At 58.2% G+C, this 23,142-nt stretch carries 26 protein-coding genes, 1 tRNA gene and 1 pseudogene; 15 read left to right on the top strand and 13 right to left on the bottom strand.

The features are described 5' to 3' along the window. Positions 1-115 precede the first annotated feature (115 nt). The 5 genes from KUF73_RS16845 (at position 116) to KUF73_RS16825 (ending at position 3,279) form a co-directional block, all read left to right on the top strand. Positions 116-571, top strand: coding sequence for a glycine zipper 2TM domain-containing protein (locus tag KUF73_RS16845; protein WP_218439186.1), 456 nt, complete (start codon positions 116-118; stop codon positions 569-571). A gap of 101 nt (positions 572-672) precedes the next feature. Then, entirely contained in the window at positions 673-1,485 is an 813-nt protein-coding gene (locus tag KUF73_RS16840; RefSeq protein WP_218439185.1) for a transporter, read from the top strand. A 191-nt stretch (positions 1,486-1,676) separates the two neighbouring features. Continuing rightward, positions 1,677-2,129, top strand: coding sequence for an Ohr family peroxiredoxin (locus tag KUF73_RS16835; RefSeq protein WP_218439184.1), 453 nt, complete (start codon positions 1,677-1,679; stop codon positions 2,127-2,129). A gap of 78 nt (positions 2,130-2,207) precedes the next feature. After that, entirely contained in the window at positions 2,208-2,660 is a 453-nt protein-coding gene (locus KUF73_RS16830) for an Ohr family peroxiredoxin (protein WP_218439183.1), read from the top strand. Between the two features lie 163 nt (positions 2,661-2,823). After that, positions 2,824-3,279 carry a MarR family winged helix-turn-helix transcriptional regulator gene (locus KUF73_RS16825; RefSeq protein WP_218439182.1) on the top strand — a complete coding sequence of 152 codons (456 nt, stop codon included), beginning with the start codon at positions 2,824-2,826 and terminating at the stop codon, positions 3,277-3,279. Between the two features lie 111 nt (positions 3,280-3,390). Here KUF73_RS16825 and KUF73_RS16820 read toward each other — a convergent pair whose 3' ends face one another. From KUF73_RS16820 to KUF73_RS16805, 4 genes are all read right to left on the bottom strand, one after another. Beyond that, positions 3,391-4,491 (bottom strand): polyamine ABC transporter substrate-binding protein, encoded by a 1,101-nt coding sequence (locus tag KUF73_RS16820; RefSeq protein WP_218439181.1) that lies wholly within the window; start codon positions 4,489-4,491, stop codon positions 3,391-3,393. Between the two features lie 362 nt (positions 4,492-4,853). Beyond that, a tRNA-Gln gene (locus KUF73_RS16815) sits at positions 4,854-4,928 on the bottom strand. A gap of 198 nt (positions 4,929-5,126) precedes the next feature. Then, positions 5,127-6,143, bottom strand: a complete 1,017-nt coding sequence (locus KUF73_RS16810; protein WP_256345658.1) for an LLM class oxidoreductase — start codon at positions 6,141-6,143, stop codon at positions 5,127-5,129. 105 nt (positions 6,144-6,248) lie between these two features. Then, complete coding sequence (locus KUF73_RS16805) at positions 6,249-7,160, bottom strand: LysR family transcriptional regulator (protein WP_218439179.1); 912 nt, start codon at positions 7,158-7,160, stop codon at positions 6,249-6,251. A 97-nt stretch (positions 7,161-7,257) separates the two neighbouring features. Between KUF73_RS16805 and KUF73_RS16800 the strand changes: the two genes are divergently transcribed. Continuing rightward, entirely contained in the window at positions 7,258-8,331 is a 1,074-nt protein-coding gene (locus tag KUF73_RS16800) for an LLM class flavin-dependent oxidoreductase (protein ID WP_218439178.1), read from the top strand. 74 nt (positions 8,332-8,405) lie between these two features. Further along, positions 8,406-8,816 carry a cupin domain-containing protein gene (locus KUF73_RS16795; protein WP_218439177.1) on the top strand — a complete coding sequence of 137 codons (411 nt, stop codon included), beginning with the start codon at positions 8,406-8,408 and terminating at the stop codon, positions 8,814-8,816. A gap of 16 nt (positions 8,817-8,832) precedes the next feature. Here the strand turns inward: KUF73_RS16795 and KUF73_RS16790 are convergent, their stop codons facing one another. Continuing rightward, positions 8,833-9,768 (bottom strand): Ppx/GppA family phosphatase, encoded by a 936-nt coding sequence (locus KUF73_RS16790; RefSeq protein ID WP_218439375.1) that lies wholly within the window; start codon positions 9,766-9,768, stop codon positions 8,833-8,835. Positions 9,769-9,989: 221 nt separating this feature from the next. Between KUF73_RS16790 and ppk2 the strand changes: the two genes are divergently transcribed. Further along, positions 9,990-10,883, top strand: coding sequence for a polyphosphate kinase 2 (gene ppk2 / locus KUF73_RS16785; protein ID WP_218439374.1), 894 nt, complete (start codon positions 9,990-9,992; stop codon positions 10,881-10,883). 29 nt (positions 10,884-10,912) lie between these two features. On the opposite strand, the gene KUF73_RS16780 is transcribed toward ppk2, so the two are convergent. Both KUF73_RS16780 and KUF73_RS16775 read right to left on the bottom strand, forming a co-directional pair. Further along, positions 10,913-12,049 (bottom strand): nickel/cobalt efflux protein RcnA, encoded by a 1,137-nt coding sequence (locus KUF73_RS16780; protein WP_218439176.1) that lies wholly within the window; start codon positions 12,047-12,049, stop codon positions 10,913-10,915. 8 nt (positions 12,050-12,057) lie between these two features. Further along, positions 12,058-12,333 (bottom strand): metal/formaldehyde-sensitive transcriptional repressor, encoded by a 276-nt coding sequence (locus KUF73_RS16775; RefSeq protein ID WP_218439175.1) that lies wholly within the window; start codon positions 12,331-12,333, stop codon positions 12,058-12,060. Positions 12,334-12,617: 284 nt separating this feature from the next. Here KUF73_RS16775 and KUF73_RS16770 point away from each other — a divergent pair. After that, positions 12,618-14,327: pseudogene (locus KUF73_RS16770) on the top strand (amidase). A gap of 179 nt (positions 14,328-14,506) precedes the next feature. Here the strand turns inward: KUF73_RS16770 and KUF73_RS16765 are convergent. Both KUF73_RS16765 and KUF73_RS16760 read right to left on the bottom strand, forming a co-directional pair. Next, positions 14,507-15,832 (bottom strand): OprD family porin, encoded by a 1,326-nt coding sequence (locus KUF73_RS16765; protein ID WP_218439173.1) that lies wholly within the window; start codon positions 15,830-15,832, stop codon positions 14,507-14,509. A 150-nt stretch (positions 15,833-15,982) separates the two neighbouring features. Continuing rightward, positions 15,983-17,332 carry a gluconate:H+ symporter gene (locus KUF73_RS16760; protein WP_218439172.1) on the bottom strand — a complete coding sequence of 450 codons (1,350 nt, stop codon included), beginning with the start codon at positions 17,330-17,332 and terminating at the stop codon, positions 15,983-15,985. A 253-nt stretch (positions 17,333-17,585) separates the two neighbouring features. On the opposite strand from KUF73_RS16760, the gene KUF73_RS16755 reads away from it, so the two are divergent. Next, a complete protein-coding gene (locus KUF73_RS16755; protein WP_218439171.1) occupies positions 17,586-18,248 on the top strand; it encodes a glutathione S-transferase family protein in 663 nt (220 codons plus the stop codon). A gap of 77 nt (positions 18,249-18,325) precedes the next feature. Beyond that, entirely contained in the window at positions 18,326-18,610 is a 285-nt protein-coding gene (locus tag KUF73_RS16750) for a hypothetical protein (protein WP_218439170.1), read from the top strand. A gap of 171 nt (positions 18,611-18,781) precedes the next feature. On the opposite strand, the gene KUF73_RS16745 is transcribed toward KUF73_RS16750, so the two are convergent. After that, complete coding sequence (locus tag KUF73_RS16745) at positions 18,782-19,984, bottom strand: NAD(P)/FAD-dependent oxidoreductase (protein ID WP_218439169.1); 1,203 nt, start codon at positions 19,982-19,984, stop codon at positions 18,782-18,784. A gap of 300 nt (positions 19,985-20,284) precedes the next feature. Here KUF73_RS16745 and KUF73_RS16740 point away from each other — a divergent pair, with 300 nt between their 5' ends. Beyond that, entirely contained in the window at positions 20,285-20,854 is a 570-nt protein-coding gene (locus KUF73_RS16740; protein ID WP_218439168.1) for an Rrf2 family transcriptional regulator, read from the top strand. A gap of 3 nt (positions 20,855-20,857) precedes the next feature. Here the strand turns inward: KUF73_RS16740 and KUF73_RS16735 are convergent, their stop codons facing one another. Together KUF73_RS16735 and KUF73_RS16730 are read right to left on the bottom strand one after the other, a co-directional pair. Beyond that, a complete protein-coding gene (locus KUF73_RS16735; RefSeq protein WP_218439167.1) occupies positions 20,858-21,199 on the bottom strand; it encodes a hypothetical protein in 342 nt (113 codons plus the stop codon). Positions 21,200-21,271: 72 nt separating this feature from the next. Further along, a complete protein-coding gene (locus tag KUF73_RS16730; RefSeq protein ID WP_218439166.1) occupies positions 21,272-21,490 on the bottom strand; it encodes a hypothetical protein in 219 nt (72 codons plus the stop codon). 168 nt (positions 21,491-21,658) lie between these two features. Here KUF73_RS16730 and KUF73_RS16725 point away from each other — a divergent pair, with 168 nt between their 5' ends. Both KUF73_RS16725 and osmE read left to right on the top strand, forming a co-directional pair. Further along, positions 21,659-21,898, top strand: coding sequence for a hypothetical protein (locus tag KUF73_RS16725; protein WP_218439165.1), 240 nt, complete (start codon positions 21,659-21,661; stop codon positions 21,896-21,898). Between the two features lie 13 nt (positions 21,899-21,911). Beyond that, a complete protein-coding gene (gene osmE / locus KUF73_RS16720; protein ID WP_218439164.1) occupies positions 21,912-22,265 on the top strand; it encodes an osmotically-inducible lipoprotein OsmE in 354 nt (117 codons plus the stop codon). Positions 22,266-22,370: 105 nt separating this feature from the next. Here osmE and KUF73_RS16715 read toward each other — a convergent pair whose 3' ends face one another. Beyond that, on the bottom strand, positions 22,371-22,562 hold the full coding sequence (locus KUF73_RS16715; RefSeq protein ID WP_218439163.1) for a DUF2188 domain-containing protein: 192 nt from the start codon (positions 22,560-22,562) through the stop codon (positions 22,371-22,373). Positions 22,563-22,779: 217 nt separating this feature from the next. Here KUF73_RS16715 and KUF73_RS16710 point away from each other — a divergent pair, with 217 nt between their 5' ends. Next, positions 22,780-23,142 (top strand): NUDIX hydrolase, encoded by a 363-nt coding sequence (locus tag KUF73_RS16710; RefSeq protein ID WP_218439162.1) that lies wholly within the window; start codon positions 22,780-22,782, stop codon positions 23,140-23,142.

The following is a 23,142-nucleotide window of genomic DNA, read 5'->3' as shown; positions in this document are numbered from 1 at the left end:
CCTCCCTGCTTGTGGGTGGCGTCAAGCAGCACTAACAGCCTGTGCTAGGCTCCTTCGTCTAACGTGCGTCGATGCATTTGCATGAAGCACGTCCCCCTGGATGATGGAGTTCGACATGAAAACCACTGCTTCCTGGCTAACGATGATGCTTGCAAGTCTGGTGCTTACCGGCTGTGCCGCTGTGGGTGCCGGGGGCGGAGGGGCTGGCGAGATGGAGATTCGCTCGGGGAAAATCGAGCAGATCACCTTGACCCAAATGCAGACCAACCATGACAGCGGGGTTGGCGCCATCCTCGGCGGTATCGCCGGTGTAGGCCTGGGGAGTCTGATCGGTCGAGGGACCGGCCGGGACGTCGCCATGGTTGCCGGCGCACTCGCCGGCGCGGCGGGCGGCAACTACGTCGAGAAGAAAAAATACGACCAGCCCAAGGAAGCCCAGCAGATCATCGTGCGAACCAAAAGCGGCGTACTGGTTTCGGTGACTCAGCCGATCAACCCTGCGCTGACAAATGGCTCGAATGTTTATATTGAAGGCACCGGTAACGATGCCCGTGTGGTGCCGCAAGGCTAGACGTAAAGCGAAGGGGGCCAGCCATCAGCCAGCCCCCTTTTGCATGAGACAGACATCAGCATGACCTCGCAGGCAGAGTGGGTTGCCCACCAGGAGGGAACATGTCACGTGCACCACTCACGCTGCTGTGGACTTTGCCACTGTGGCTGCAATGTGGCTTGAGCCACGCCGACGACTCGGCAGAGCTGGCCAAAAAAGCCCTCAACCCGGTCGCCGCGATGTACAGCCTTCCGGTGCAATACAACTGGGACCAGAAGATGGGTTCGACCGGCGACGGCATGCACAGTGTCACCAATATTCAGCCGGTGCTGCCCTTCCGATTGAACGACGACTGGAACCTGATCTCGCGCACCATCCTGCCGGTGATCGACCAGCACGGCCTGGCACCGAATGGCGCGGCGGACAAATCCGGCATCGGCGATATAACCCAGAGTTTTTTCTTTTCCCCGACAAAACCTACCGACAGTGGCTGGATACTCGGCGCCGGTCCTGCGCTGCTGATTCCCACCGGCAGCGATAAATTGCTGAGCAACAAACAATGGGGGCTCGGTCCTACGGCCGTCGCGCTCAAGCAGTCAAACGGCTGGACCCGCGGCATTCTAGCCAACCATATCTGGGGCCTGGACGGCAGCCCTCCGGATGACAAGGACAAGGTCAACCAGACCTTCTTGCAGCCCTTCCTCTCCTATACCAACGCGACCTACACCACGTTCGGCGTGAACACCGAATCGACCTATGACTGGCAAACCAGGCAGTGGTCAGTGCCGGTCAACTTGACCGTCACCCAGCTGCTGAAAATCGGCGGTCAACCCCTGACGATCCAGGCCGGACCACGGTATTGGCTCGACAGCCCGGACGATGGCGCACAAGGCTGGGGCTTTCGCATGGCGGTGACCTTGCTGTTTCCACGGTAAGGGCCCCCATCCATATCCTGTGGGAGCGTAGCTTGCGTTAGCTCATTGTTGCCCTCGACCGTTCGTCGCCAAAGTAGACATCTACCCCTTGACGCGGATTAGGTTCTGCGGGAATATTATTTACATCGCATACGATGCAAGCGAATGCGACACTAAATCCAATTAAATGCAGCTTCGAGGATTCACCCCCCATGAGCAAGATCGAAAAAGTCCTGGTTACCGGTAAAACCCACACCACCCTGAGCAGCGCTGGCCGTACTTCGCGCGGCCATAACGGCAACCTCGACATCGAACTGTCGTCACCCGGCTCGAACCAGCCAGCCCATGTATTCGCTGCCACTCAGCCGCACCCGAAAGCAGAGCAACTGTTCGCCGGTGCATGGTCGGCCTGCTACACCGCCGCGGTCGGGCTGGTAGCCCAAGAGCGCAACATCGTGCTGCCGGCGGATCTGTCCGTCGACATCGAAGTCGACCTGGGCCAGACTGGTCCGGCCTACTTCCTTCAGGCCCGACTGACCCTTCGCGTGCCGGGGTTGGCACACGATGTCGCGACCGAACTGGCGCACATTGCTGATTCCATCTGCCCGTACTCCAAAGCTACACGCGGCAATATCGACGTTGCCCTGAACGTAATGACGGCGTGATGTCTGAACCCATCATAAATATCGCATGCGATTAAAGCGCACACGAACTGCAAACTTTTAACACCTGAGGGAATCATCATGAGCAAGATCGAAAAAGTACTGGCCTCCGGCAAAACCCACACCACCCACAACGCCGCGAGCAACACTTCACGCGGCCATAACGGCAACCTCGACATTGAGCTGTCGTCGCCCGGCAGCGCCACACCGGCGCATGTGCTCACCGCCGTCCAGCCACACCCGAAAGCCGAGCAATTGTTCGCCGGAGCTTGGTCGGCCTGCTACATCGCGGCGGTGGGCCTGGCTGCCAAGCAGTTGAATGTGACATTGCCGACAGACACAGCGGTCGACATCGAGGTTGATCTGGGCCAGACCGGTGAGGCTTACTTTCTCCAGGCCCGACTGACCCTTCGCGTGCCAGGGCTGGAACAAAATGTCGCGACTGAACTGGCCCACATCGCCGATTCCATCTGCCCTTACTCCAAGGCAACACGCGGTAACATTGACGTTGTCCTGAACGCAGTCACCGCGTAACGCACCGCACGGCCGGTCCGCCAGGGTCATCCCCAGCGAGCCGGCCGTCGGCCTTTACGGGTCTGAAGTGCAAGCATGACAACTGCCAAGTTTCGCGCCCTTCCGACACCATCGCATACGACGTATAGTTTCGGTCTTGCAAGTTTGGCCAATGAGAACTCCCATGAAAAACACCGAGAAAACAGCCGCGCTGGACCTCAAGCTCTCCGACTTCCTGTGTTTTGCGGTCTATTCCACCAACCTGGCGTTCGGCAAGGCTTACAAGCCGATGCTCGAACAGCTTGGGCTGACCTATACGCAATACATCACCCTTGTTGCGTTATGGGAGCAGGACAACCAGACCGTCGGCAGCCTCGGCGAAAAGCTGTTTCTCGAATCCAACACCCTTACACCGATTCTGAAAAAGCTTGAGGCAATGGGTTTTCTGCTGCGCCAACGCGACCCGGAAGACGAACGCCAAGTGCGCATCAGCCTGACGAAAGAAGGTCGAAAGCTGCGCGAAGGCCTCAGCGAAGAAGGTTTCCCGCAAACAGGGCTTGATCCTGACGATTTTGTGCAAATGCAAAAGGCAATCGTCGCACTGCGCAACAACCTGATTCGAACCACACAAAAACTGTAGGAGCCGAGTTTGCTCGCGATAGCGGCCTGACAGTCAACACAGTCGTTGAATGTTATGGCCTCATCGCGAGCAAGCTCGGCTCCTGCAGTTGTTTGGTGTTTGCAACGCGGGTTATTTATCCGACTTGATGCTGGTCCAGACCCGTGTGCGAACCCGCTCCAGCTTTTGCGGCAACGGCTGCACCACATAGAGTGTTTTCAGGGCTTCGCTGGTCGGCGTCAGGTTCGGGTTGCCGGTGATGTCCTTGTTGATCAGCGCCAGCGAGTCTTTGTTGGCGTTGGGGTAACCGAGAAAATCACTGATCGGCGCGATGACTTTCGGCTCCAGCAAGGTATTGAGGAATTCGTGGGCCTCCTCGACGTTCTTCGCGCTTTTTGGAATAGCGAAGGTATCAAACCAGATCGGTGCGCCCTCCTTCGGCAGACGCCAGTCTACGACCACCCCGTTGCCCGCCTCCTTCGCTCGATTGCCGAACTGGTAGAAGCTTCCCGAATAACCGATGGCGACGCAGATATCGCCATTGGCGATGTCGGTCATGTACTTGGCGGAGTTGAAGTAGGTCACGTAGGGACGAATCTTCAGCATTAGCGCCTTGGCTTTTTCGTAGTCGTCCGGGTTCTGGCTGTTCGGGTCCAGCCCCAGATAGTGCAGGGCCAGCGGCAGAATTTCCGAAGGCGAGTCGAGCATCGCCACGCCGCACGACTTCAGCTTCTCCATGTTCTCGGGTTTGAACACCAGATCCCAACTGTCCACCGGCGCATTGTCTCCCAGTGCAGCCTTGACCTTGGCCGGGTTGAAACCGATCAGCACGGTGCCGTACATGTAAGGCACGCCGTACTGGTTGCCGAGGTCGTTCTTGTCCAGCAGTTTGAGCAGTGCCGGGTCCTGATGCTGCCAGTTGGGCAGTTTGGACTTGTCCAGTTTCTGGAACACGCCGGCCTTGATCTGGGTTTCGATGAACTGATTCGATGGCACCACCAAATCGTAACCGGAGTTACCGGTCAGTAACTTGGCCTCCAGGGACTCGTTGGTGTCGAAGGTGTCCCAGGTCACTTTGATGCCGCTTTGCGCGGCGAAGTCCTTGGGCACGGACGGCAAAATGTAGTCCGCCCAGTTGTACACCCGCAACTCGCGCTGTTCGGCGTGCACGGCGCTGGCCAGTAACGTCAGCCCACAAACCGTGGCGCCCAAAATGCGTTTCATAGTGTCCATGGATCAGTTCCCCAATGTCAGCTCGATGGTTTTTATGTTTTGTACACGGCATGCGGCCCGTAGATGGCCAAGGGCAAGGAAGATCAACGATTCTGGTTATTGGAATGGTTGGGCGGTGTTGCGTCGGCAACCCGCTTCGATTCTTGCTGACAGCCTGGACGGTTCACAGCGTTAGGTTGGCCAAAAGGAGATCGTAATGGCCATTATCCGTGTCCGGATGGATCAAAGCGGAGGCAGATCGAGGGGATTTTCAGCGGACATAAAAAAACGCCAGTCCGATCGGGACTGGCGTTTCTGATAAAGCCGATCATCCTGGCGCCGCACCTGCTGGCTGAGGCAGGCCTGGATGAACGTGTAGAAAATGGCAGGGGCGGCTGGATTTGAACCAACGCATGGCAGGATCAAAACCTGCTGCCTTACCGCTTGGCGACGCCCCTGAAACTGTTGCTTCAAGCCCGGTAGGAGCCTTTGCAAGAGCGGGCGGAAATTTATCAACTTTCTCGCCGTCTGGGAAGCCCAATCAGAAAATATTTGTTTTAAAACAGCCAGTTAATATTTATTCACGTTAAACGCAATCCCACGAGCGGTTTTTTTGGGCGGGAATTCGGTCAAGGCGTTCCCGCCCGTCAACAACCTCATGCATGTGAGGCAAAGTGCGGCAAGACGTACTCACCGAGCTCGTCGAGGATTTCGCCGTAGGGTTGCAGGCTGACCTTGGGGTTGAGCGCGATGTGCGAAACACCGGCCGATTGCGCCTGCTCAAGGTAATTGCGCAGGCCGTTGCGTCCCGCCCGAAAGCCGCCCTGAATGCGCTGGAACGGCTGATCCGGGTTGTCGCTAAGGTCGAGATAGCCGCCAAGTCCTAACGGTTTGAACGCGTTCCGACCTTCGGCCGCTCGCACTGTGCTGTGCCAGCTTTCGCCCAACGATGCCAGGCGTTCGGGACTCTGGACGCCGGCAAGGTAGCCATCCAGGTGCTGAGCCAACCATTCAATAGTCTGTTGTGCCTGGCCGACTGCGATCGAGGGCACGCGTCCGTACGGCGCTTTCGGCACCAGGTCGAGGGTGCCAGGCGAGCCGCCGAATCGTTCGGATTTGAAGCGAGGAAAGCTCTGCTCGGTCAGGGTTCGAAACACCGAAAAGGCATCACGGTAGCGATCACCACGGGTTTCATAATCGATGCCCAGCATCGGGTAATCACTGAATCGATCGCCCGAAGAGAGCCCCAACACCAGGCGACCTTCGCTGAGTTGATCCAGCGATGTCGCTTGCTTGGCAAGGTACATTGGCTCATGCGTGGGCAATACGATGCCGGTGGTTCCCAAGACAATGCTGCGTGTAGCGGCAGCCAGGAAGCCGATGTAGACCAGCGGCTCAAAAATGTGCGCCACGTCGCCATACCCCGGATCATAAAACGGAATGTCACGCATCCATAACGCACCAAAGCCAAGCGCTTCGGCGCGTTGCGCCATTTCCACGTGACCGCGCATGGTCGGCGCCGGTCGGCCGGCATGGGTTTCAAGGGGCAAAATCAGGCCAATTGTCAGCGCCTCTGGCTGAAACAAACGTTGAAAACCAGGGTGACGTTCAAGCGACGGATGAGGGGTTGGTAAGGCAACAGGCGGCGGCGCGACGTGTGTGGCAGTGGTCATGATGGCAGTCTCGTGAGTGGCGATGACTGACATCTTTATTGAATCCAAAGCGCGGATAAACAGCACCTGAAGCCCCGTACAGGGTCCACGGAATCCCCAATCGATTCAGGTTTCCCACGGTACGCCTGACTCCCAACGCTCAACCAACAGATCAATAAATCTGCGAACGCGTGGGGACAGATGACGCTTGTTGGGATAGACGACTCTGATGGGGTCGGGAGGTGCACGGTAGGGTTTCAGTACCTCCACCAGCGTTCCGTCGCGCAGGTCGTCACCCGTGATGTAAGTCGGCAAGTGAATCAGGCCGATGCCCGCGAGCGCCGCTTCGCGCATGGCTTCAGAACTGTCGATGTTCAAGCGCCCCGGCTGTTCGTGTAGATGAAGGCCGGCAGCTGTCTGGTAACGCCAGACAATGGGTCGCTCGCGGCTGATGAACGCGATGGTGTCATGCCGGGCCAGTTCATCAGGTGTTTGCGGTACGCCGCAACGGTCCAGGTAAGACGGCGAGGCACACGTTGCGAACTGCTGCCAACCGACGGTGCGGGTCAGTAATTGTGAATCATCTTTTGGCTCACCGATTCGAATGGCGATGTCGACGCCCTCCTCGACCAGATCGACAAAGCGATCGGTAAACCAGACGTCCGCACGCAGTTCAGGCCACTGCTTCAGATACGCATCCAGAATCGGCAGGATGTGGCGCTGACCAAAGGACAGGGGTGCCGTCAGTTTAAAGGTGCCCGTCGGCCGCCCACGACGCAGGGCCATGGTCGCGTCCACTTCATCCAGATCCTCGAGAATCTGCCGCCAGCGATCAAAGGCCACCTGCCCCTCGTCCGTCAGGCTCAATTTGCGCGTGGTGCGATTGAGCAGTCGTGCACCCAACCGGGCCTCCAGGCGAACAATGCTTTTGCCCACTGCCGATCGAGTCAAGCCGAGCGAGGCCGCCGCTGCGGTAAAACTCCCGGCCTTCACGGCGCAGACGAATGCGGCAATGTCTCCGAATCGGTTGGCTTCCATCAGTCGCGGCTCCCGAACTTATCGACTCAAAAAATCAATTTTCTCGAGTTTGGTTCTCGATAGATGTCCTTGCGAAACCACCTGAATAAGCCGTTTCATGGTGGTCATGGTCTCTTCTGTATCTGAACCCTTTTTTGGCGACATTCCCATGAAAAAAATCGGCTTCCTCTCTTTTGGCCACTGGAGCAACTCTGCGAGCTCGCGGACACGCTCGGCGTCCGATGTTCTTCTGCAATCGATCGACCTGGCAGTAGCCGCCGAGGCACTGGGCGCAGATGGGGCGTTCTTTCGCGTCCATCATTTCGCGCAACAGCTTGCATCGCCCTTTCCGCTGCTCGCGGCGATCGGCGCGAAAACCAGCCGGATTGAAATCGGCACGGGTGTTATCGACATGCGATACGAAAACCCGCGCTACATGGCGGAGGATGCCGGGGCAGCAGATCTGATTGCCGGCGGACGGCTGCAACTGGGTATCAGCCGTGGATCGGGCGAACAGGTGATCGACGGATGGCGTCACTTTGGCTACACACCTGACGAGGGAGAAACCGATATCGATCTTGCGCGCCGCCATACCGAAGTTTTTTATGAAACGCTGCGGGGTAAAGGCTTCGCGCAGCCGAATTCACGGCCGATGTTTGCCAACCCGCCTGGGCTGCTGCGGGTTGAACCGCATTCCGAAGGGCTTCGTGAGCGCATCTGGTGGGGTTCGGGCTCCGATGCAACGGCGGTTTGGGCCGCCAACATGGGTATGAACCTGCAAACCTCGACCTTGAAGAACGACGAAAGCGGCCGCCCGCTTCACATCCAGCAGGCCCAACAGATCCGCGCCTACCGCGAGGCCTGGAAAGCAGCCGGGCATTCGCGGGAACCGCGCGTGTCCGTTAGTCGCAGTATCTTCGCGCTGATGAACGACAGGGACCGCATGTACTTCGGTCGCGACACGCAGAGCAACGATACGATCGGCTTTCTGGACGACGATGTTCAAAAGATTTTCGGTCGGAACTACGCCGCACAACCGGATGTACTCATCGCGGAACTCGCCAAGGATGAGGCCATTGCAGCGGCCGACACCGTGCTCCTCACCGTGCCAAACCAATTGGGTGTTGAGTACTGCGCGCACGTTATCGAGTCGATTCTTACCCATGTCGCGCCCGAACTTGGCTGGCGCTAGGGCTGGACTAAACTGAACAGGCTCAACAGGCAGGTCATGCACCTGCTCCCGTTCATTTATCAACAGGACTGACCATGATCCTCAAGCGCGTAGGCTCGCAGCCATCCATGAAAGGCCCTGAGCAATACTTCACCGGCACCGTGCGTATGGACCCGCTTAATTCCCCGCCGGAACCGGCCCGGGTTTCTGTCGTCAGCGTCACCTTTGAACCCGGCGCACGCAGCGCCTGGCATACCCATCCGTTGGGCCAGACGCTGATTGTCACCGCAGGCTGCGGCTGGACTCAGTGTGAAGGCGAACCGATCGTGGAAATTCGTGCTGGCGATGTCATCTGGTGCCCGCCTGGCCACAAGCATTGGCACGGTGCCAGCGCCACCACATCGATGACCCATATCGGGGTTCAGGAAGCACTGGACGGGGTGAGTGTCGTCTGGATGGAAAAAGTCACCGACGCAGAATACAACGTCGGCCCTCCTGCTCAGTGAAGGTGCTGGCCGGCACTCAATGTCTGGACATCAGGCCATGCAGAACGCCGAACCTCAAACCGGGCTCGGAGGGTGTCATGTGGGAAACACCAAACACCTTGAACGCTGCCAGCATGACCACAAGGCCGCCCGGCAAGATACTCAGGCGATGGGCCTGCAAGCCCGCCAACTTGAGCTGCCTGACATGCCCGGCTTCAAGCAGGCGTAACGACAAACGCAACAGCCCGGCGTAGGTGACGCCACTTTGACTACTGTCGTTGAGCCCATTGGCTTTCAGTATTTTGGCCAGCATGCGGGCGGTGCCTGAAGAGCCGATGACCTGCTGCCAGCCCAACGCGCGATAGCGTCGAGCAATTTTTTCAAACTGCAGCGTGGCGACTCGTTCGGCTTCAAGCAGCGCCTGGGCACTGATCGCCCCATCCGGAAAGTAACGCGCACCAAAGGTGCCGCTGCCAATGGCAATACTTTCGGTGAGCAGCGGCTGAGAGCCTTTGCCCAAAATCAGCTCCGTCGATCCGCCGCCGATGTCCACGACCAGTCGCATGCTTTGCGGATCAGGAAGGGTATGGGCCACACCGGCGTACACCAGTTGGGCCTCTTCATGCCCGGAAATGACATCAATGCGAAAACCCAGGTGCCGCTCTGCGCTGGCGAGGAACAGTTGTGCATTGTCAGCCTCACGCACCGCGCTGGTCGCCACTGCCCGCACTCGCCCCGCTTCAAAGCCGCGTAATTTCTTGCCGAATCGCGCGAGCGCCTGCCATCCGCGATCCAATGCCATTTCGTCCAGCGCTCCGCCCTGAAAACCCTCCGCCAAACGGACCGGCTCGCGCAGGGTTTTCACTTCCTGGATCACCATTTGCTGATTCCGCTTCACCGACTGGCCAATCATCATGCGAAACGCATTGGAGCCCAAATCAATAGCCGCAAATAGAGAGGCGTCGCCTTTCATGGTCGGGATTCCTGGCAAATTCGACAGCCCGTGAACCGAGCGCCACAGGCTGCTCAACGCGGTCTGCGAGGATGTTGCCATGGGTTCAATGACACCCAGATGACACCGCTATTATTGTCTGCTGAATCCCGCCGTCACTATGTCGTCACATCCGCAGGCCTAGCATCGACACTTCCACCTTCGTCGGGAGTTCCAACATGCTTTTGACCAATGAAAACCTGATGCAACGTATCCATCGCGAATTGCTCGATCACAGTGACGAAGAGTTGGAACTGGAGTTGATGGAGGACGATCACGACCTCAACGCCCTGTTTGATCATCACGTCGGCGACAGCAGTGAAAAAGAAGAAAGACGCCGCTACTTCAGCGAACTGTTCCGTCTGCAAGGCGAGTTGGTGAAGTTGCAAAGCTGGGTGGTGAAAACCGGGCACAAAGTGGTGATCCTGTTCGAAGGGCGCGACGCGGCGGGCAAAGGTGGCGTGATCAAACGCATTACCCAGCGCCTCAATCCGCGCGTGTGCCGAGTGGCCGCCCTGCCCGCCCCAAATGACCGCGAGCGCACCCAATGGTACTTCCAGCGTTACGTTTCACACTTGCCGGCGGCGGGGGAAATCGTCCTGTTCGACCGTAGCTGGTACAACCGCGCCGGTGTCGAACAGGTCATGGGGTTCTGCAACGAGGACCAATATGAAGAGTTCTTCCGCACCGTGCCGGAGTTCGAACGCATGCTCGCGCGCTCCGGTATTCAATTGATCAAATACTGGTTCTCGATCTCTGACCAGGAACAGCACTTGCGCTTCCTGAGTCGCCTCCATGACCCGCTCAAGCAGTGGAAACTCAGCCCGATGGACCTGGAATCCCGTCGGCGCTGGGAGGCCTACACCAAGGCCAAGGAAATCATGCTCGATCGCACTCACATCGCCGAGGCGCCTTGGTGGGTCGTGCAAGCCGACGACAAGAAAAAAGCCCGGCTCAACTGCATCCATCATCTGCTGGGGCAAATGCCCTATGAAGAAGTAGAGCTGCCGGCGATCGAACTGCCCGAGCGCGTGCGCCAGGAAGACTACTCGCGCAACCCGACACCGCCGGAAATCATCGTGCCGCAGGTCTACTAAAACCCTGAATCATGGTTCTGGATTCTTTCTTACGCGTTCAAACCAATCCAGCCATGAGCACCGACGTAGAGCCCGACACCGATGATCAGTGCGCTGGAAAGGTAAGGTGCGCGACGAGCAACGGTGCCCAGCCAGGGCCAGCGGTTGGAGGCCTGTTTGGCGCCAATCGCTGCCGCCACTCCGACCGTTACCAACGTCAGCGCCAGACCAATGCTGAAGCACAGGACGAGCGCACCGCCCAAGGCGATTTCCTTCACCTGAAGGCACAGCAGCAGAACGGTGATCGCCGCCGGGCAAGGAATCAGCCCTCCCGTTAAGCCGAACACAATGATCTGCCCGGTGGTCACTTCACGATTTGTGAAGCGCTTACGGATATCGTTGGCGTGCGCACGCTCATGGGCATCTTGATAACCATCGACCGACAATTCCAGGCCTTCGAGTTCAGCGTGCGCATGCCCGTGGGCATGCTCCTGAAAGTCCAGATCGTAGTCGTGGGAATGGCCAGCGTGCCCAAGACTCAAGCGGGCACTGAATTCATGGGGTTCAGGGATGTCAGCGGTCGATTCCAGGAAGCCTTCACGCTCAATAAATGAAAACGCTTGGGTGCTGCCGTCTGGCCGGGTTGTCAGCAAACGCACGTTGGAAGCCGGCCAGGCGTGCCCGCTCAACGTTTTGAGGCGCCAGTGAGGGGGCATGCCCGTTTCGAAGATCGACAGTTCAATACGCCCATGGCCGGTATCGATCCGATGGGTTTCATCAGCGTGATCGTGGCCATGCTCGCCGTGGTGGTGAGGGTCACCCTGCTCGAACTTGAACATCTGTTCGCCACGCCAGGTGCGCCACAACATCCAGAGCGCAATCGCGATGATGAGCGCAGAGGATGCGAGCTGGAAGTAAGGCTCAGTGGTTTGCGCATCGAGTCCGCTGCCCAAGTACATGCCACCGATGGCGACCAGCCACACCACTGCCGTGTGCGAAAGCGTGGCCGCCAGCCCTAACAACACGGCCTGTTTGACCGAGCCACGGACCGCCACAATGAACGCCGCCATCATGGTCTTTGAATGGCCTGGCTCAAGCCCGTGCAGCGCACCCAACAGGATCGCGCTGGGAAAATAGAGCCACGCGTGGGCGCCACCCTGTTGAAGCAGCTCTGCAAAATCTGGCATCACGGGACCTATTTCGAGTAACGACGGATGGCTTCGAGCAAGTCGGCAACGCCTTCGGCGCGCTCTTCATCGCTCAATTCAGGATTGGCGACGTGAGCATGAGCATGCGCCTCGATAATTTCGTCCATCAAACCGTTCATTGCCCCACGGGTGGCTGCCGCAAGATGCAGCGTTTTGGCGCAGTCCGCATCTGCCTCCAGCGCTCGCTCTATCGCTTGCACCTGCCCAGCGATGCGTCGAACGCGTTTCAATAAATCGTCTTTTTGCCCATGCACGTGCGACATACCATACCCCCCCTACCTATCAAGACGCACATCATCACTTGGATTGGAACCGATCACAAGCCACACGCGTGTACCTGGCAAGGAAAGCGGATAACCGCAATTGCCCTACGCCCAACTTGGTGCAAAATACAACGCTCAGTTTCAGACCCAGACTCCGACGCGTAACGCCGTGCAACGAGAATCGATATGAACACCTATTTCAAAAATAATGATGTCCCTGTCCTCATGACCTCGCGTAAGGGAAACCTTGACCGAGTCACCCACCAACAATCGGCGGTGACGGCATGATTGAAGTTACCGAAGTTTCCATTGCTCAACTGCGTGCGGCGCTGAAGTCTGGTCAGACGACATCGGTTGAGCTGGTCCAGGCCTACCTCGCACGGATCGACGCCTATGACGGCGCAGACACCGCCACCGCGCTCAATGCCGTGGTCGTTCGCAACCCCGAAGCGCTCGCCGAAGCGCAGGCTTCCGATGAACGCCGCGCCAAAGGTCAGACGCTGGGGCCGCTTGACGGCATTCCTTACACGGCCAAGGACAGTTATCTGGTCAAAGGCCTCACCGCTGCTTCGGGCAGCCCGGCATTCAAGAATCTGATTGCCTATCGTGATGCGTTCACCATCGAGCGTTTGCGCGGTGCCGGGGCGATCTGCCTGGGCAAGACCAACATGCCACCGATGGCCAATGGCGGCATGCAGCGCGGTGTCTACGGCCGTGCCGAGAGCCCCTACAACGCCGACTTCCTCACCGCCCCTTTTGCTTCGGGTTCATCAAATGGTGCGGGCACTGCCACTGCCGCCAGCTTCGCGGCGTTCGGTCTCGCGGAAGAAACCTGGTCAAGTGGCCGAGGCCCGGCTTCGAATAATGGTTTGTGCGCGTACACGCCTTCGCGCGGGGTGATTTCGGTGCGCGGCAACTGGCCGTTGACGCCGACGATGGATGTGGTGGTGCCGTTTGCCAGAACCATGGCCGACCTGCTCGAAGTGCTCGACGTGGTGGTGGCGGACGACCCCGACACTCGCGGCGACTTGTGGCGCCTGCAACCCTGGGTGCCGATCCCGAGTGTTGCCTCTGTGCGCCCTGCTTCCTATCAGGAACTGGCTGTGAAGGCCGATTCACTCGCAGGCAAGCGCTTCGGCGTTCCACGGATGTATATCAATGCTGATCCTGAAGCGGGCACCAGTGAAGCGCCGGGTATCGGTGGCCCGACCGGGCAACGAATCAACACCCGTGACACGGTGATCGGGCTCTGGAAAGCAGCGCGCAAGGCGCTGGAAGCCGCCGGTGCCGAAGTCATAGAAGTTGATTTCCCGCTGGTCTCCAACTGTGAAGGCGATCGCCCCGGCGCGCCGACCGTGTTCAATCGCGGGATCGTCTCCAAAGAGTTTCTGCATCATGAACTGTGGGACCTGACGGCCTGGGCCTTCGATGACTTCCTGCAGGCCAATGGCGATCCAAAACTCAACCGTCTGGTCGACGTCGACGGGCCACTGATCTTCCCCCACGACCCGGGGACGCTGCCAAACCGTGAAGGCGACCTTGTCGCTGGCATGGACGAGTACGTGAAGATGGCCGAGCGCGGCATCACGCAGTGGAACCAGATCAGCACCGTGCCCGACGGACTGCGCGGGCTGGAACAGACCCGCAAAATTGATCTTGAGGACTGGATGGATCGTCTGGGTCTGGATGCGGTGCTGTTCCCGACCGTCGCCGACGTAGCGCCGGCCGATGCCGACATTGAGCCGAAATCGGCCGACATCGCCTGGAGCAACGGCATTTGGGTCGCCAACGGCAACCTCGCTATTCGCCACCTGGGTGTGCCGACAGTCACGGTGCCAATGGGCGTGATGCCGGACATCGGCATGCCCGTCGGCCTGACCTTTGCCGGCCGTGCCTACGACGACTCGGCGCTGCTGCGTTTTGCTTAGGCGTTTGAGTCGACCGGGTCCAAACGAATGATCCCGCCTCGTACTCCGCCGCTGGCTAACAAGTAACTGGATACAGGCTCCCACAGGGATCTACGGTGATCACAAATTTCGCGTACGCCGAAGATCAAACTGTAGGAGCGAGCTTGCTCGCGATGGCGGTCTTACATCCAACATCAATGTTGACTGTTATGGCCCCTTCACGAGCAAGCCCGCTCCGACAAAAGCTCCAGCGTTCGGGCCCTTGGTTACAACAGCGAAAGCGTGTAGTTGATGATAAAGCGACTCTGATCAACATCCCGCCCCGCGTCGGTGTTTGACTGGCCGTTACGCAACGAGAAGCCGACGTTTTTAAACGTGCCCGACTGAATCACATAATCCAGCGTCATATCACGCTCCCACTCCGACTGATCGCCCGCGTTTTGCGCCTTGATGTCAGTCCCCTTCAGATACACGATCGAAGCTTTCAGACCCGGCACGCCCAAGGGTGCAAAGTCATAGGTGTATTGACCGAAATTCGTCTGCTCGCCCGCGCGCGCAAAGTTCTGGATCATGCGGTCGGTGGGCAAGTAGACGCTGCCGCCACCGGCGCCTTTATCCGGAAGACTGCCCTGGTTGGGCTGGACGAAGTTGCTGCCATCGCCCACACGTTGATGCCCCACTGTCACCGCGTGGCCACCGTTGGTGTAGGTGACCATTGCGGCCCAGGTGCTGTTATCGATTTCACCGTTGTTGTCGTCGGTGTAACCCGACACTCGATAGCCTTGCGCCCTACCGGCCGCCGAGCTGTTTGCCCCGCTCGACGTGGTACGGAAGTAGCGCAGGTCGGTGGTGATGGCGCTCGCGCTGTCGATCGGCAGAACATGGGTCAGGCCCAGGAAGTTCTGGTTGTAGAAATCCTCCAACTGCGCAAAGTAATACTGTGCCTTCAACGTTTTGGTGACTTCATAATCGCCACCGGCGAAGTAGAACTTGTTGCTGTCCCGAGTACCGCCGGCGACCGACAGACCGGTGCGGTCGGTCGAAGCGCGACCCACCGCCTGCTCAAGCAAACCACCGGTCAGGGTCAGGCCATCGATGTCTTTCGACGTGACCTGGGTGCCGGTGAACGACTGCGGCAACACACGGGCATCGTTGGCGAGCAGGATCGGCAACTTTGGCAACAAGGTGCCATAACGCAATTCGGTTTTTGCAATGCGCATCTTCGCGGTCGGGCCGAAGCTGCTCCAGGAATCGGCAGCACTGTCGCCATCAGTGGGGATCATGCCGCTACCGACGTGGCGGCCGGCGCCGCTGTCCAGCGTAATGCCGAGCAACGCCTGGGCGTCGAGCCCGAATCCCACCGTGCCTTGAGTAAACCCGGACTCATAACGCAATACAAAGCCCTGTGCCGTCTCCTCGGTTTTCGACGGATCTGCAGCGCCGTCGCGGTTGTCGCTGTTGAAGTACAAGGTTCGCATCGACAGCGTGGCTTTACTGTCTTCCAAAAAACCATGGGTACCAGGCTCTGCTGCCTGTACGCACATTGAACCTGCAGCCAGCAAGATCGCGGTGGGGATTGCTCGTTTGAACATACGGTGCTCCGGGTGATTTTTTATGTTTTTCTGGAGGGTTCGACGCTGAAACCGGGCGCGCAAGCATCCGCGCCCGATGGATGTCCATGGGCCTCAAGCGTTCGATGAATCGGGTTAAGTGTGTGAGCCGCCAATGCTCAAAGGCGCTGGCTAGATCAGGTAAGAAAGGCCCACGGTCAGACCGAAAGCGACGAGCGAGATCAGGGTTTCGAGCACGGTCCAGGTCTTGAAGGTCTGGGCCACGGTCATGTTGAAGTATTCCTTGATCAACCAAAAGCCGCCGTCGTTGACGTGCGAAAAGATCACCGAGCCCGCGCCTGTCGCCAGCACCAGCAATTCCGGGTGCGGATAGCCCAGACCAATGGCCACCGGCGCCACCACGCCTGACGCGGTGGTCATGGCCACGGTGGCGGAGCCGGTAGCAATACGCATCAACGCCGCGAACAACCAGCCCATCAATAATGGCGACAGATGAAAGTCGTGAGCCAAACCGACGATCTGGTCGGTGACGCCAGCGTCCACCAGAATCCGGTTCAGGCCGCCACCGGCACCCACCAGCAGCGTGATGCTGGCGGTCGGTGCCAGGCATTCGTTGGTGAACTTGAGGATCGCTTCGCGATTAAAACCCTGGGCCAGACCGAGGGTCCAGAAGCTCAGCAAGGTCGCCAACAACAGCGCGATCACCGAATTGCCGATGAACAACAGGAACTGGTTGAAACCRCTGCCCGGCGTGGAAATCAGGTTGGCCCARCCACCCARCAGCATCARCACCACCGGCAGCAAAATGGTTGCCATGGTGATGCCGAAGCCTGGCAGGCGGGCACGCGGTTCGCGGTCGAGGAACTGCCGCTCCAGCGGGTTTTCCRCYGGCAACTGAATGCGCGGCACGATGAATTTGGCGTAGATCGGGCCGGCGATGATCGCGGTCGGAATGCCGATCAAAATCGCATACAGCAAGGTCTGCCCCACCGACGCCTGATAGGCCTGTACCGCMAGCATCGCCGCCGGGTGCGGTGGCACCAATGCATGGACCACCGAGAGCCCGGCGACCATCGGCAAGCCGACCATCAGGATCGACACGCCGACCCGCCGCGCCACCGTGAACGCAATCGGCACCAGCAACACAAAACCGACCTCGAAGAACAACGGCAGCCCGACCAGAAAGGCAATGCAGACCATCGCCCAGTGCGCGTTCTTTTCGCCGAAACGGTCGATCAACGTGCGCGCCACCTGCTCGGCGCCACCGGACTCGGCCATCATCTTGCCGAGCATCGTGCCCAGCGCCACYACCAGCGCAATGTGCCCCAAGGTCTTGCCGACCCCAGCCTCGTAAGAACCGACGATACCGGACGGCGGCATGCCGGCGACGAGCGCCARGCCCACGGAAATCAGGGTGATGACRATGAACGGATTGAGCCGGTAACGGGCGATCAGCACGATCAGCGCGATGATGGCAACGGCGGCATACACCAGCAGCCAATAGCCGAAGGACAGGGTCATGCGGTACTCCTCGAGAGGGTCACGTCGAAAATTTGTGAAACTCTTAAAACATTTCGAGGCGCGATTATCAAACGAGGTGAAAGTAGTTTTCGTGCAGGGATAAGGGTTGTCGTACAGAGGTATGGTGAGCCACCGGTTTTGAAAATCGGGCAGGCGGGTTTTCATGGCTCCCGGTCTGTTCGTCCGCCCGTCGCGTGTGCCCACCGGCCATGGTCAATACTGCAAAGGTTGCCTTGTTTGCAGGAGTTGAAAGATGCCGCTGACTCTTTACTACCACCCGCTTTCGTCGTACTGCCACAAAGTGCTCATCGCGCTGTACGAACACGGCGTCGATTTCGAACGGCGGATGATCGATCTTTCCAACGACGCCGACCGATCAGAGCTGCAAGCGCTGTGGCCGCTGTGCAAGTTTCCGGTCATACGCGATCACACCCGTCAGCGCGACGTGCCGGAGTCGAGTGTGATCATTGAATATCTGGACCGTTTCCATGCAGGCCCACAGCTACTGATTCCCGGCGATTGGGACACCGCGCTGGAGGTACGTCTGTGGGATCGTTTTTTTGACCTCTACATCCAGACGCCGATGCAGCAGATCGTCGCCGATCGGATTCACGCAACCAATGGCGACCTGAGCAGAGAGCGCGCCATGCTGACGACGGCCTACGCCATGCTTGAGCGCCAGTTGACGAGCAGGACCTGGGTGGCCGGCGCGGATTTCAGCCTGGCCGATTGCGCCGCCTGCCCGGCACTTTTCTATGCCAGCACGCTGCTGCCGTTTCCCGACGATCACAGGCACTTGCGCACTTATTTCGAGCGGCTGGTGCTCAGGCCGTCTTACCACCGGGTGATCGACGAAGCCAGGCCCTGGTTTTCTTACTATCCGTTTGCCGAGGCCATCCCGGAGCGATTTCGCTAGCAGCCGCCAGACAGTTGGCCCGCGCCTTGCTTTGGCCCTGTTTGGGCAATGGCGCAATCGGGCAGTGGAGATTGTTCATGACGGTACAAGCAATGGTGGCAGTGTTCATTAGTACGCTGACGACAATAGCGATCATCGTCGCGGCGGTATCAGCGGCAGCAGCGGTAGCATGGGTCACCGCCGCTCTATTTACGGCAATCGGCATCGTGGAGAAGGTTATCCCGGGCTTTCAGCTACTGGAGGCCCTGGCACTCACGCCCAACCAGGTCATGATCATGGCAGCCATGCAAACCGGGAGCCTGGCAACGATCACCGGCCTCATGCAGGAGGTTAACCTGGTGATGATCACGGCAACCCTGTAAGCCACTTCTCCCCCACATGATCAACCCAGCAAAGGGCAATCCCCCGACATCGGGGGTAGTAGCCACCACCGCAGAAACGGATAACTGCCCAAAATCAAAAAACCCGCCCGGAAAAATCCGGGCGGGATTCGTTTAGTCAGACAGCGCTATTGAGCCAACGCCATCAACCACTCAGGCAATCGGAATCAGCGGATCCGCTGCCGCCCAAGCCGTGTGACGATCAGCCGCCGGCGGATAGATCCACACGGTATTGATCTGAGTCTTCAGCGCCTTGCCTTCCTGCTTGATCAGCTTGACCTGACGATCCCAACCTTCGGTGTAAACCGCGCCCCAGGCGCCCAGGTCCAGGCAGGTAACGTATTTCGGCTGGCTGTACGGCGTCGGGTCCACACCCAGGATCTGCGCAGCGACGTTGTTGCCGGCATGGCGGCCCAGGACAATGGCGTGCTGGCAAGTCATCAGCGCGTGGTTACCGATGTCATCACTCGCCGCGTAAGCCACGTCGCCGGTCGCGAAGATGTCTTCCTGGCCGATGACTTTCAGGTGGGCATCGACGTGCAAGCGGCCCAGTTGATCGCGTTCGGCAGGGATTTGCTCGGTCAACGAACTGGCGCGCACACCGGTGGTCCAGATCACCGTTTTGGCGTCGATGCGCTGGCCGTCGGACAGCGTCACACCGTTTTTATCAACGGCGACAACCGACGCGTTCAGGTGCCATTTCACGCCAGTTTCGAGGCTGGCTTCAGCAATTTTTTCGGCGATCTCAGGGCCCATGGAGCCACCCACTTTGCTGCCGCGATCAACGATGATCACGTTGAAGTCGGCACGATCACCCAGGATGGCGCGCAAACGCGTCGGCATTTCAGTCGCAGTTTCGATGCCGGTGAAGCCGCCGCCGGCAACGACTACGGTGTTGCGGGCCTGGCTTTCTGGCTGGTTAACCAGGGATTTAAGGTGATGTTCCAGGCGCACAGCTTGCTCGATTTGATCGACGTCGAACGCATGCTCGGCTACGCCGGGGGTGTCAGGCAGTGCCAGGCGACTACCGGTGGCCAGAACGAGTTTGTCGTAGATGCACACGTGTTTGTTGCCCGACGCATCGGTATAGCCAACCCGTTTTTGCGCCACGTCGATGGTCTCGGCGGCACCCTTGATGAATTTGACGCCGATGGCATCGAACAACTCGCCGATCGGCGCGGCCAGTTGGTGGGCATTCGGCTCGTAAAAGCGCGGACGCACACGCAGTTCGGCCTGAGGCGCCAGCACCGTCACTTCCACGTCGTTGTGACCGTGAATATCGAACAGTCGCGTGGCGCTTAAAGCAGTCCACATGCCACCAAAACCTGCGCCAATTACCAAGATGTGCTGTTTCATTTTTAACTCCAGGGGAAAAACCAGGCATTGAATCGGGTTAAAGGCTCAAGAGGTGGGTGCGAGTTCTCTCTTCAGAACCGCCATCCCTCCTGATCTGACAACGGCGACTCTATTGGTCTGAGTTACATGCCGCAAGAGATTTTTTTCAATGCTTGCCATCGACACAATCGATACTCCGCCGAAGCTGGCCAAAACCCGCACCTGCAAAGGCTTTGCCGATAGAAAAGAAAAACCGGCGCGTTCGTTGTCTGGCTAACTGTCTGCTGTTAACATTTGCGACAACATTAGTCGGAGATCGAGATGTCTCTTTACAGCGCAGGCGTTGAATACGGTATTCACTGCCTGATTTTCCTGGTGGGTAATTGCGGCGATACGCGCGAAGCGAGCGTGCGCGACCTTGCTGAACTGCAAGGCGTACCTCTGGACTATCTGGCAAAAATCTTCACCAAACTGGCCAAGGCAAAACTGGTGGTTGCCACCGAGGGCGTGCGCGGCGGCTTCAAGTTGGCCCGACCGGCCGACGAAATCACCCTGCTGGACATCGTCAACGCCATCGATGGGCGCAAGGCTATTTTCGAATGCCGGGAGATTCGCGGGCGCTGTGCGTTGTTTGAAGGCGATGCTCCCGACTGGGCACTGGATGGGCTCTGCTCGGTGCATGGCGCGATGATGACCGCGCAGAAGCGCATGGAAGAAGCCCTCGCCCAGCAGACCATTCTGGACATTGCCAGAAGGGTCGGGCGCAAGGCCCCGGCGGAGTTCACCGCGCAGGTCGATAGCTGGATGAATGATCGTCGCGAAAAGAAAGGTACTTCTAGTGCCCAGACAAGCGACGATCAGCTTATCCAAGTCACTGATATTTCCGACTGAATCCTACAGACAGTGACGCACCGCCTCGCGCATTGCCCCGGACTTTGCCCAGGGTGGCCCCTGATAAAGCGATACGCGGCTGCCATCCTTGTACTTGACGATGTCCAGAATTTCATCCGCGGTAACGATACTTGGCGCGGTGATCCGGTAGCCGTTGGATATCGACATTTGCGTCGTCTTGGAAATCTCTTTTTGCCAGGCAGGCAGCACACACGCTGCCAGTTCCTTGGGTGCCTTCTCGCTGTACTTGCTTACATTCGGTTCGCCTGGCACCAAAGACGCCGGCAACGAACAACCTGCCAGTAACGCCAACACCAATCCCCCCATCAACATCCGGCTCTGCATAAAGCATCCTTATCCTGAAAACATGAAATGTAGCGCGTCGCTGCCCTGTCATCCATCGGATGCACCGGAAAATCAGCGACTGGCGTTATTATCGCCGGGGTCGGGGTAGGACCTTGTATTGAGATAGGTCATCCATCGCTCATAGGCTTCGTGTTGCCATTGCGTGACCCGCTCCCATTCCGGGCCACTGAGCTGGTGCTCGGAAATGAGCTTCATCATTTCGCTGGTGGCCGCGTCCAGATCGGCAATCAGCCCATGAGCCTGCGCCCTGAAGTCATCAGTAGTGGTCATTTGAACTGTCCCCGCCCAGGCGAAAAATCGTTACTTCAATACGACAGCGGATTTTGTCGAACGCGCAAATTTCCCGACCAAAGGAAATGCCCCAGGATCAGACAAACACAACGCCCCGCCGGAAAAATAGGTCTAAAATTTCCTAGCGCAGACATTCAGGAGGTCATCATGTGGCTCAACGAGTCGGAACAAGAACTTCGCCGCGATTTGCAAGGGCTTGCATCGGATCTGCGCTGGTCCGCCGTAGAGCTGTTGCGCATCGCACAACAGTTGCGCGAGGCCGGAAACGAAGTCGATGCACAAGCCGTCCAGCGACTGTGCGATTTATTCCAGGGTGATGAAAAACGATTGACGGGCTATGCCGAGGAAGTCAAAGCCAAGACCATCAGCCGTAACACAGCCAGCTAATGGGAGCGCAGCCATGTACAAGCGTTTCTACATGCTCGTCAGCCTGATGACTCTGTTGGCAGGCTGTTACACCGACTCCCATGTTTATAGAAACCAGCCCTTGGTGGCCGAGGTCGACACCGGCATGACTAAAGAACAGGTCGTGCAAATTGGCGGACCACCGTTATCGATCACGGAGCGCACCGCCGTGCCCGGCACCTGTTTTGACTACACGTTCATCCAGTCCGGCCAAAAACAGCCGTTCAATGTCAGCTTTAATGGGCAAGGCAAGGTCGACCACACCAGTTTCATTTCCTGTGCGCAATGGAGCCACATCCAGCAAAAGGCCAGGAAACCTTCCCACTCCAGTGGAAGTCACGGTTACTAATGCCCGTTCGCCTCCTGTAGGAGCTGCCGAAGGCTGCGATCTTTTGATGTTGATTCAGAAAAACAAGATCAAAAGATCGCAGCCTTCGGTAGCGACTACAGGGTTTTACTGGCTGTGCGCTTGCCGGTTCGACCGAGACTTGTAGCCAGGAAGCGCTGCTGCAAACGCCAGTGCCTCTTCACGACTGCCAAATGACCCAAGCCGGTCACCTTTGGTGCAAACCCGCCAAGGGCCATTGTTCACGCTGAGGACGTCATAACCGTTCATATGCATTTTATTCAGCATCGGTACGCTCATAGTCACCTCCATTTCGGGTGATATCCAAGGTTGACGTGCCTACCTTACACCCACCTTCCGCCAAAATGCCGACCAGACGTCGTGTCAGGATTACGACTTTCGAGGGCACTTTCCGGAGTTTCCGTACCTCCAAATCCCCAGATAACGGCAATCCGTCTGCGGCCTGAATATTGCATTTTCATGACTGTTTTGTGACAGGCGACCAATTGGGTAACACATGAAAGTACGCGCAACCGTCATTTGCGAACAGGACCGGCACGTTTTGCTGGTGCGTAAACCAAGGTGTCGCTGGACCTTGCCCGGTGGCAAAGTCGAGCGTGGTGAAACCATCGCTGGTGCCGCCGTACGTGAGTTACAGGAAGAAACCGGCCTCGATGTCGACGACATGCTGTACCTGATGGAACTGGATGCGGGCGATACCCGCCACCATGTCTACGAGGCCTCCGTGGTCAACCTGGATCAGGCCCGACCGCAAAATGAAATTTTCGATTGCATCTGGTTTCCGCTGGATGCGGTACAGAACCTGAGCATCACCGACGCGACGCTGCAAATTGTCAGAGCATTTCAGCGTCGCCTGTAG

Origin of the sequence: Pseudomonas sp. PD9R, assembly GCF_019200975.1 — a bacterium.
Taxonomy (GTDB): domain Bacteria; phylum Pseudomonadota; class Gammaproteobacteria; order Pseudomonadales; family Pseudomonadaceae; genus Aquipseudomonas.
Note: the sequence above shows the minus strand (reverse complement) of the source record. Positions and strands in the feature narration are given on the sequence as shown.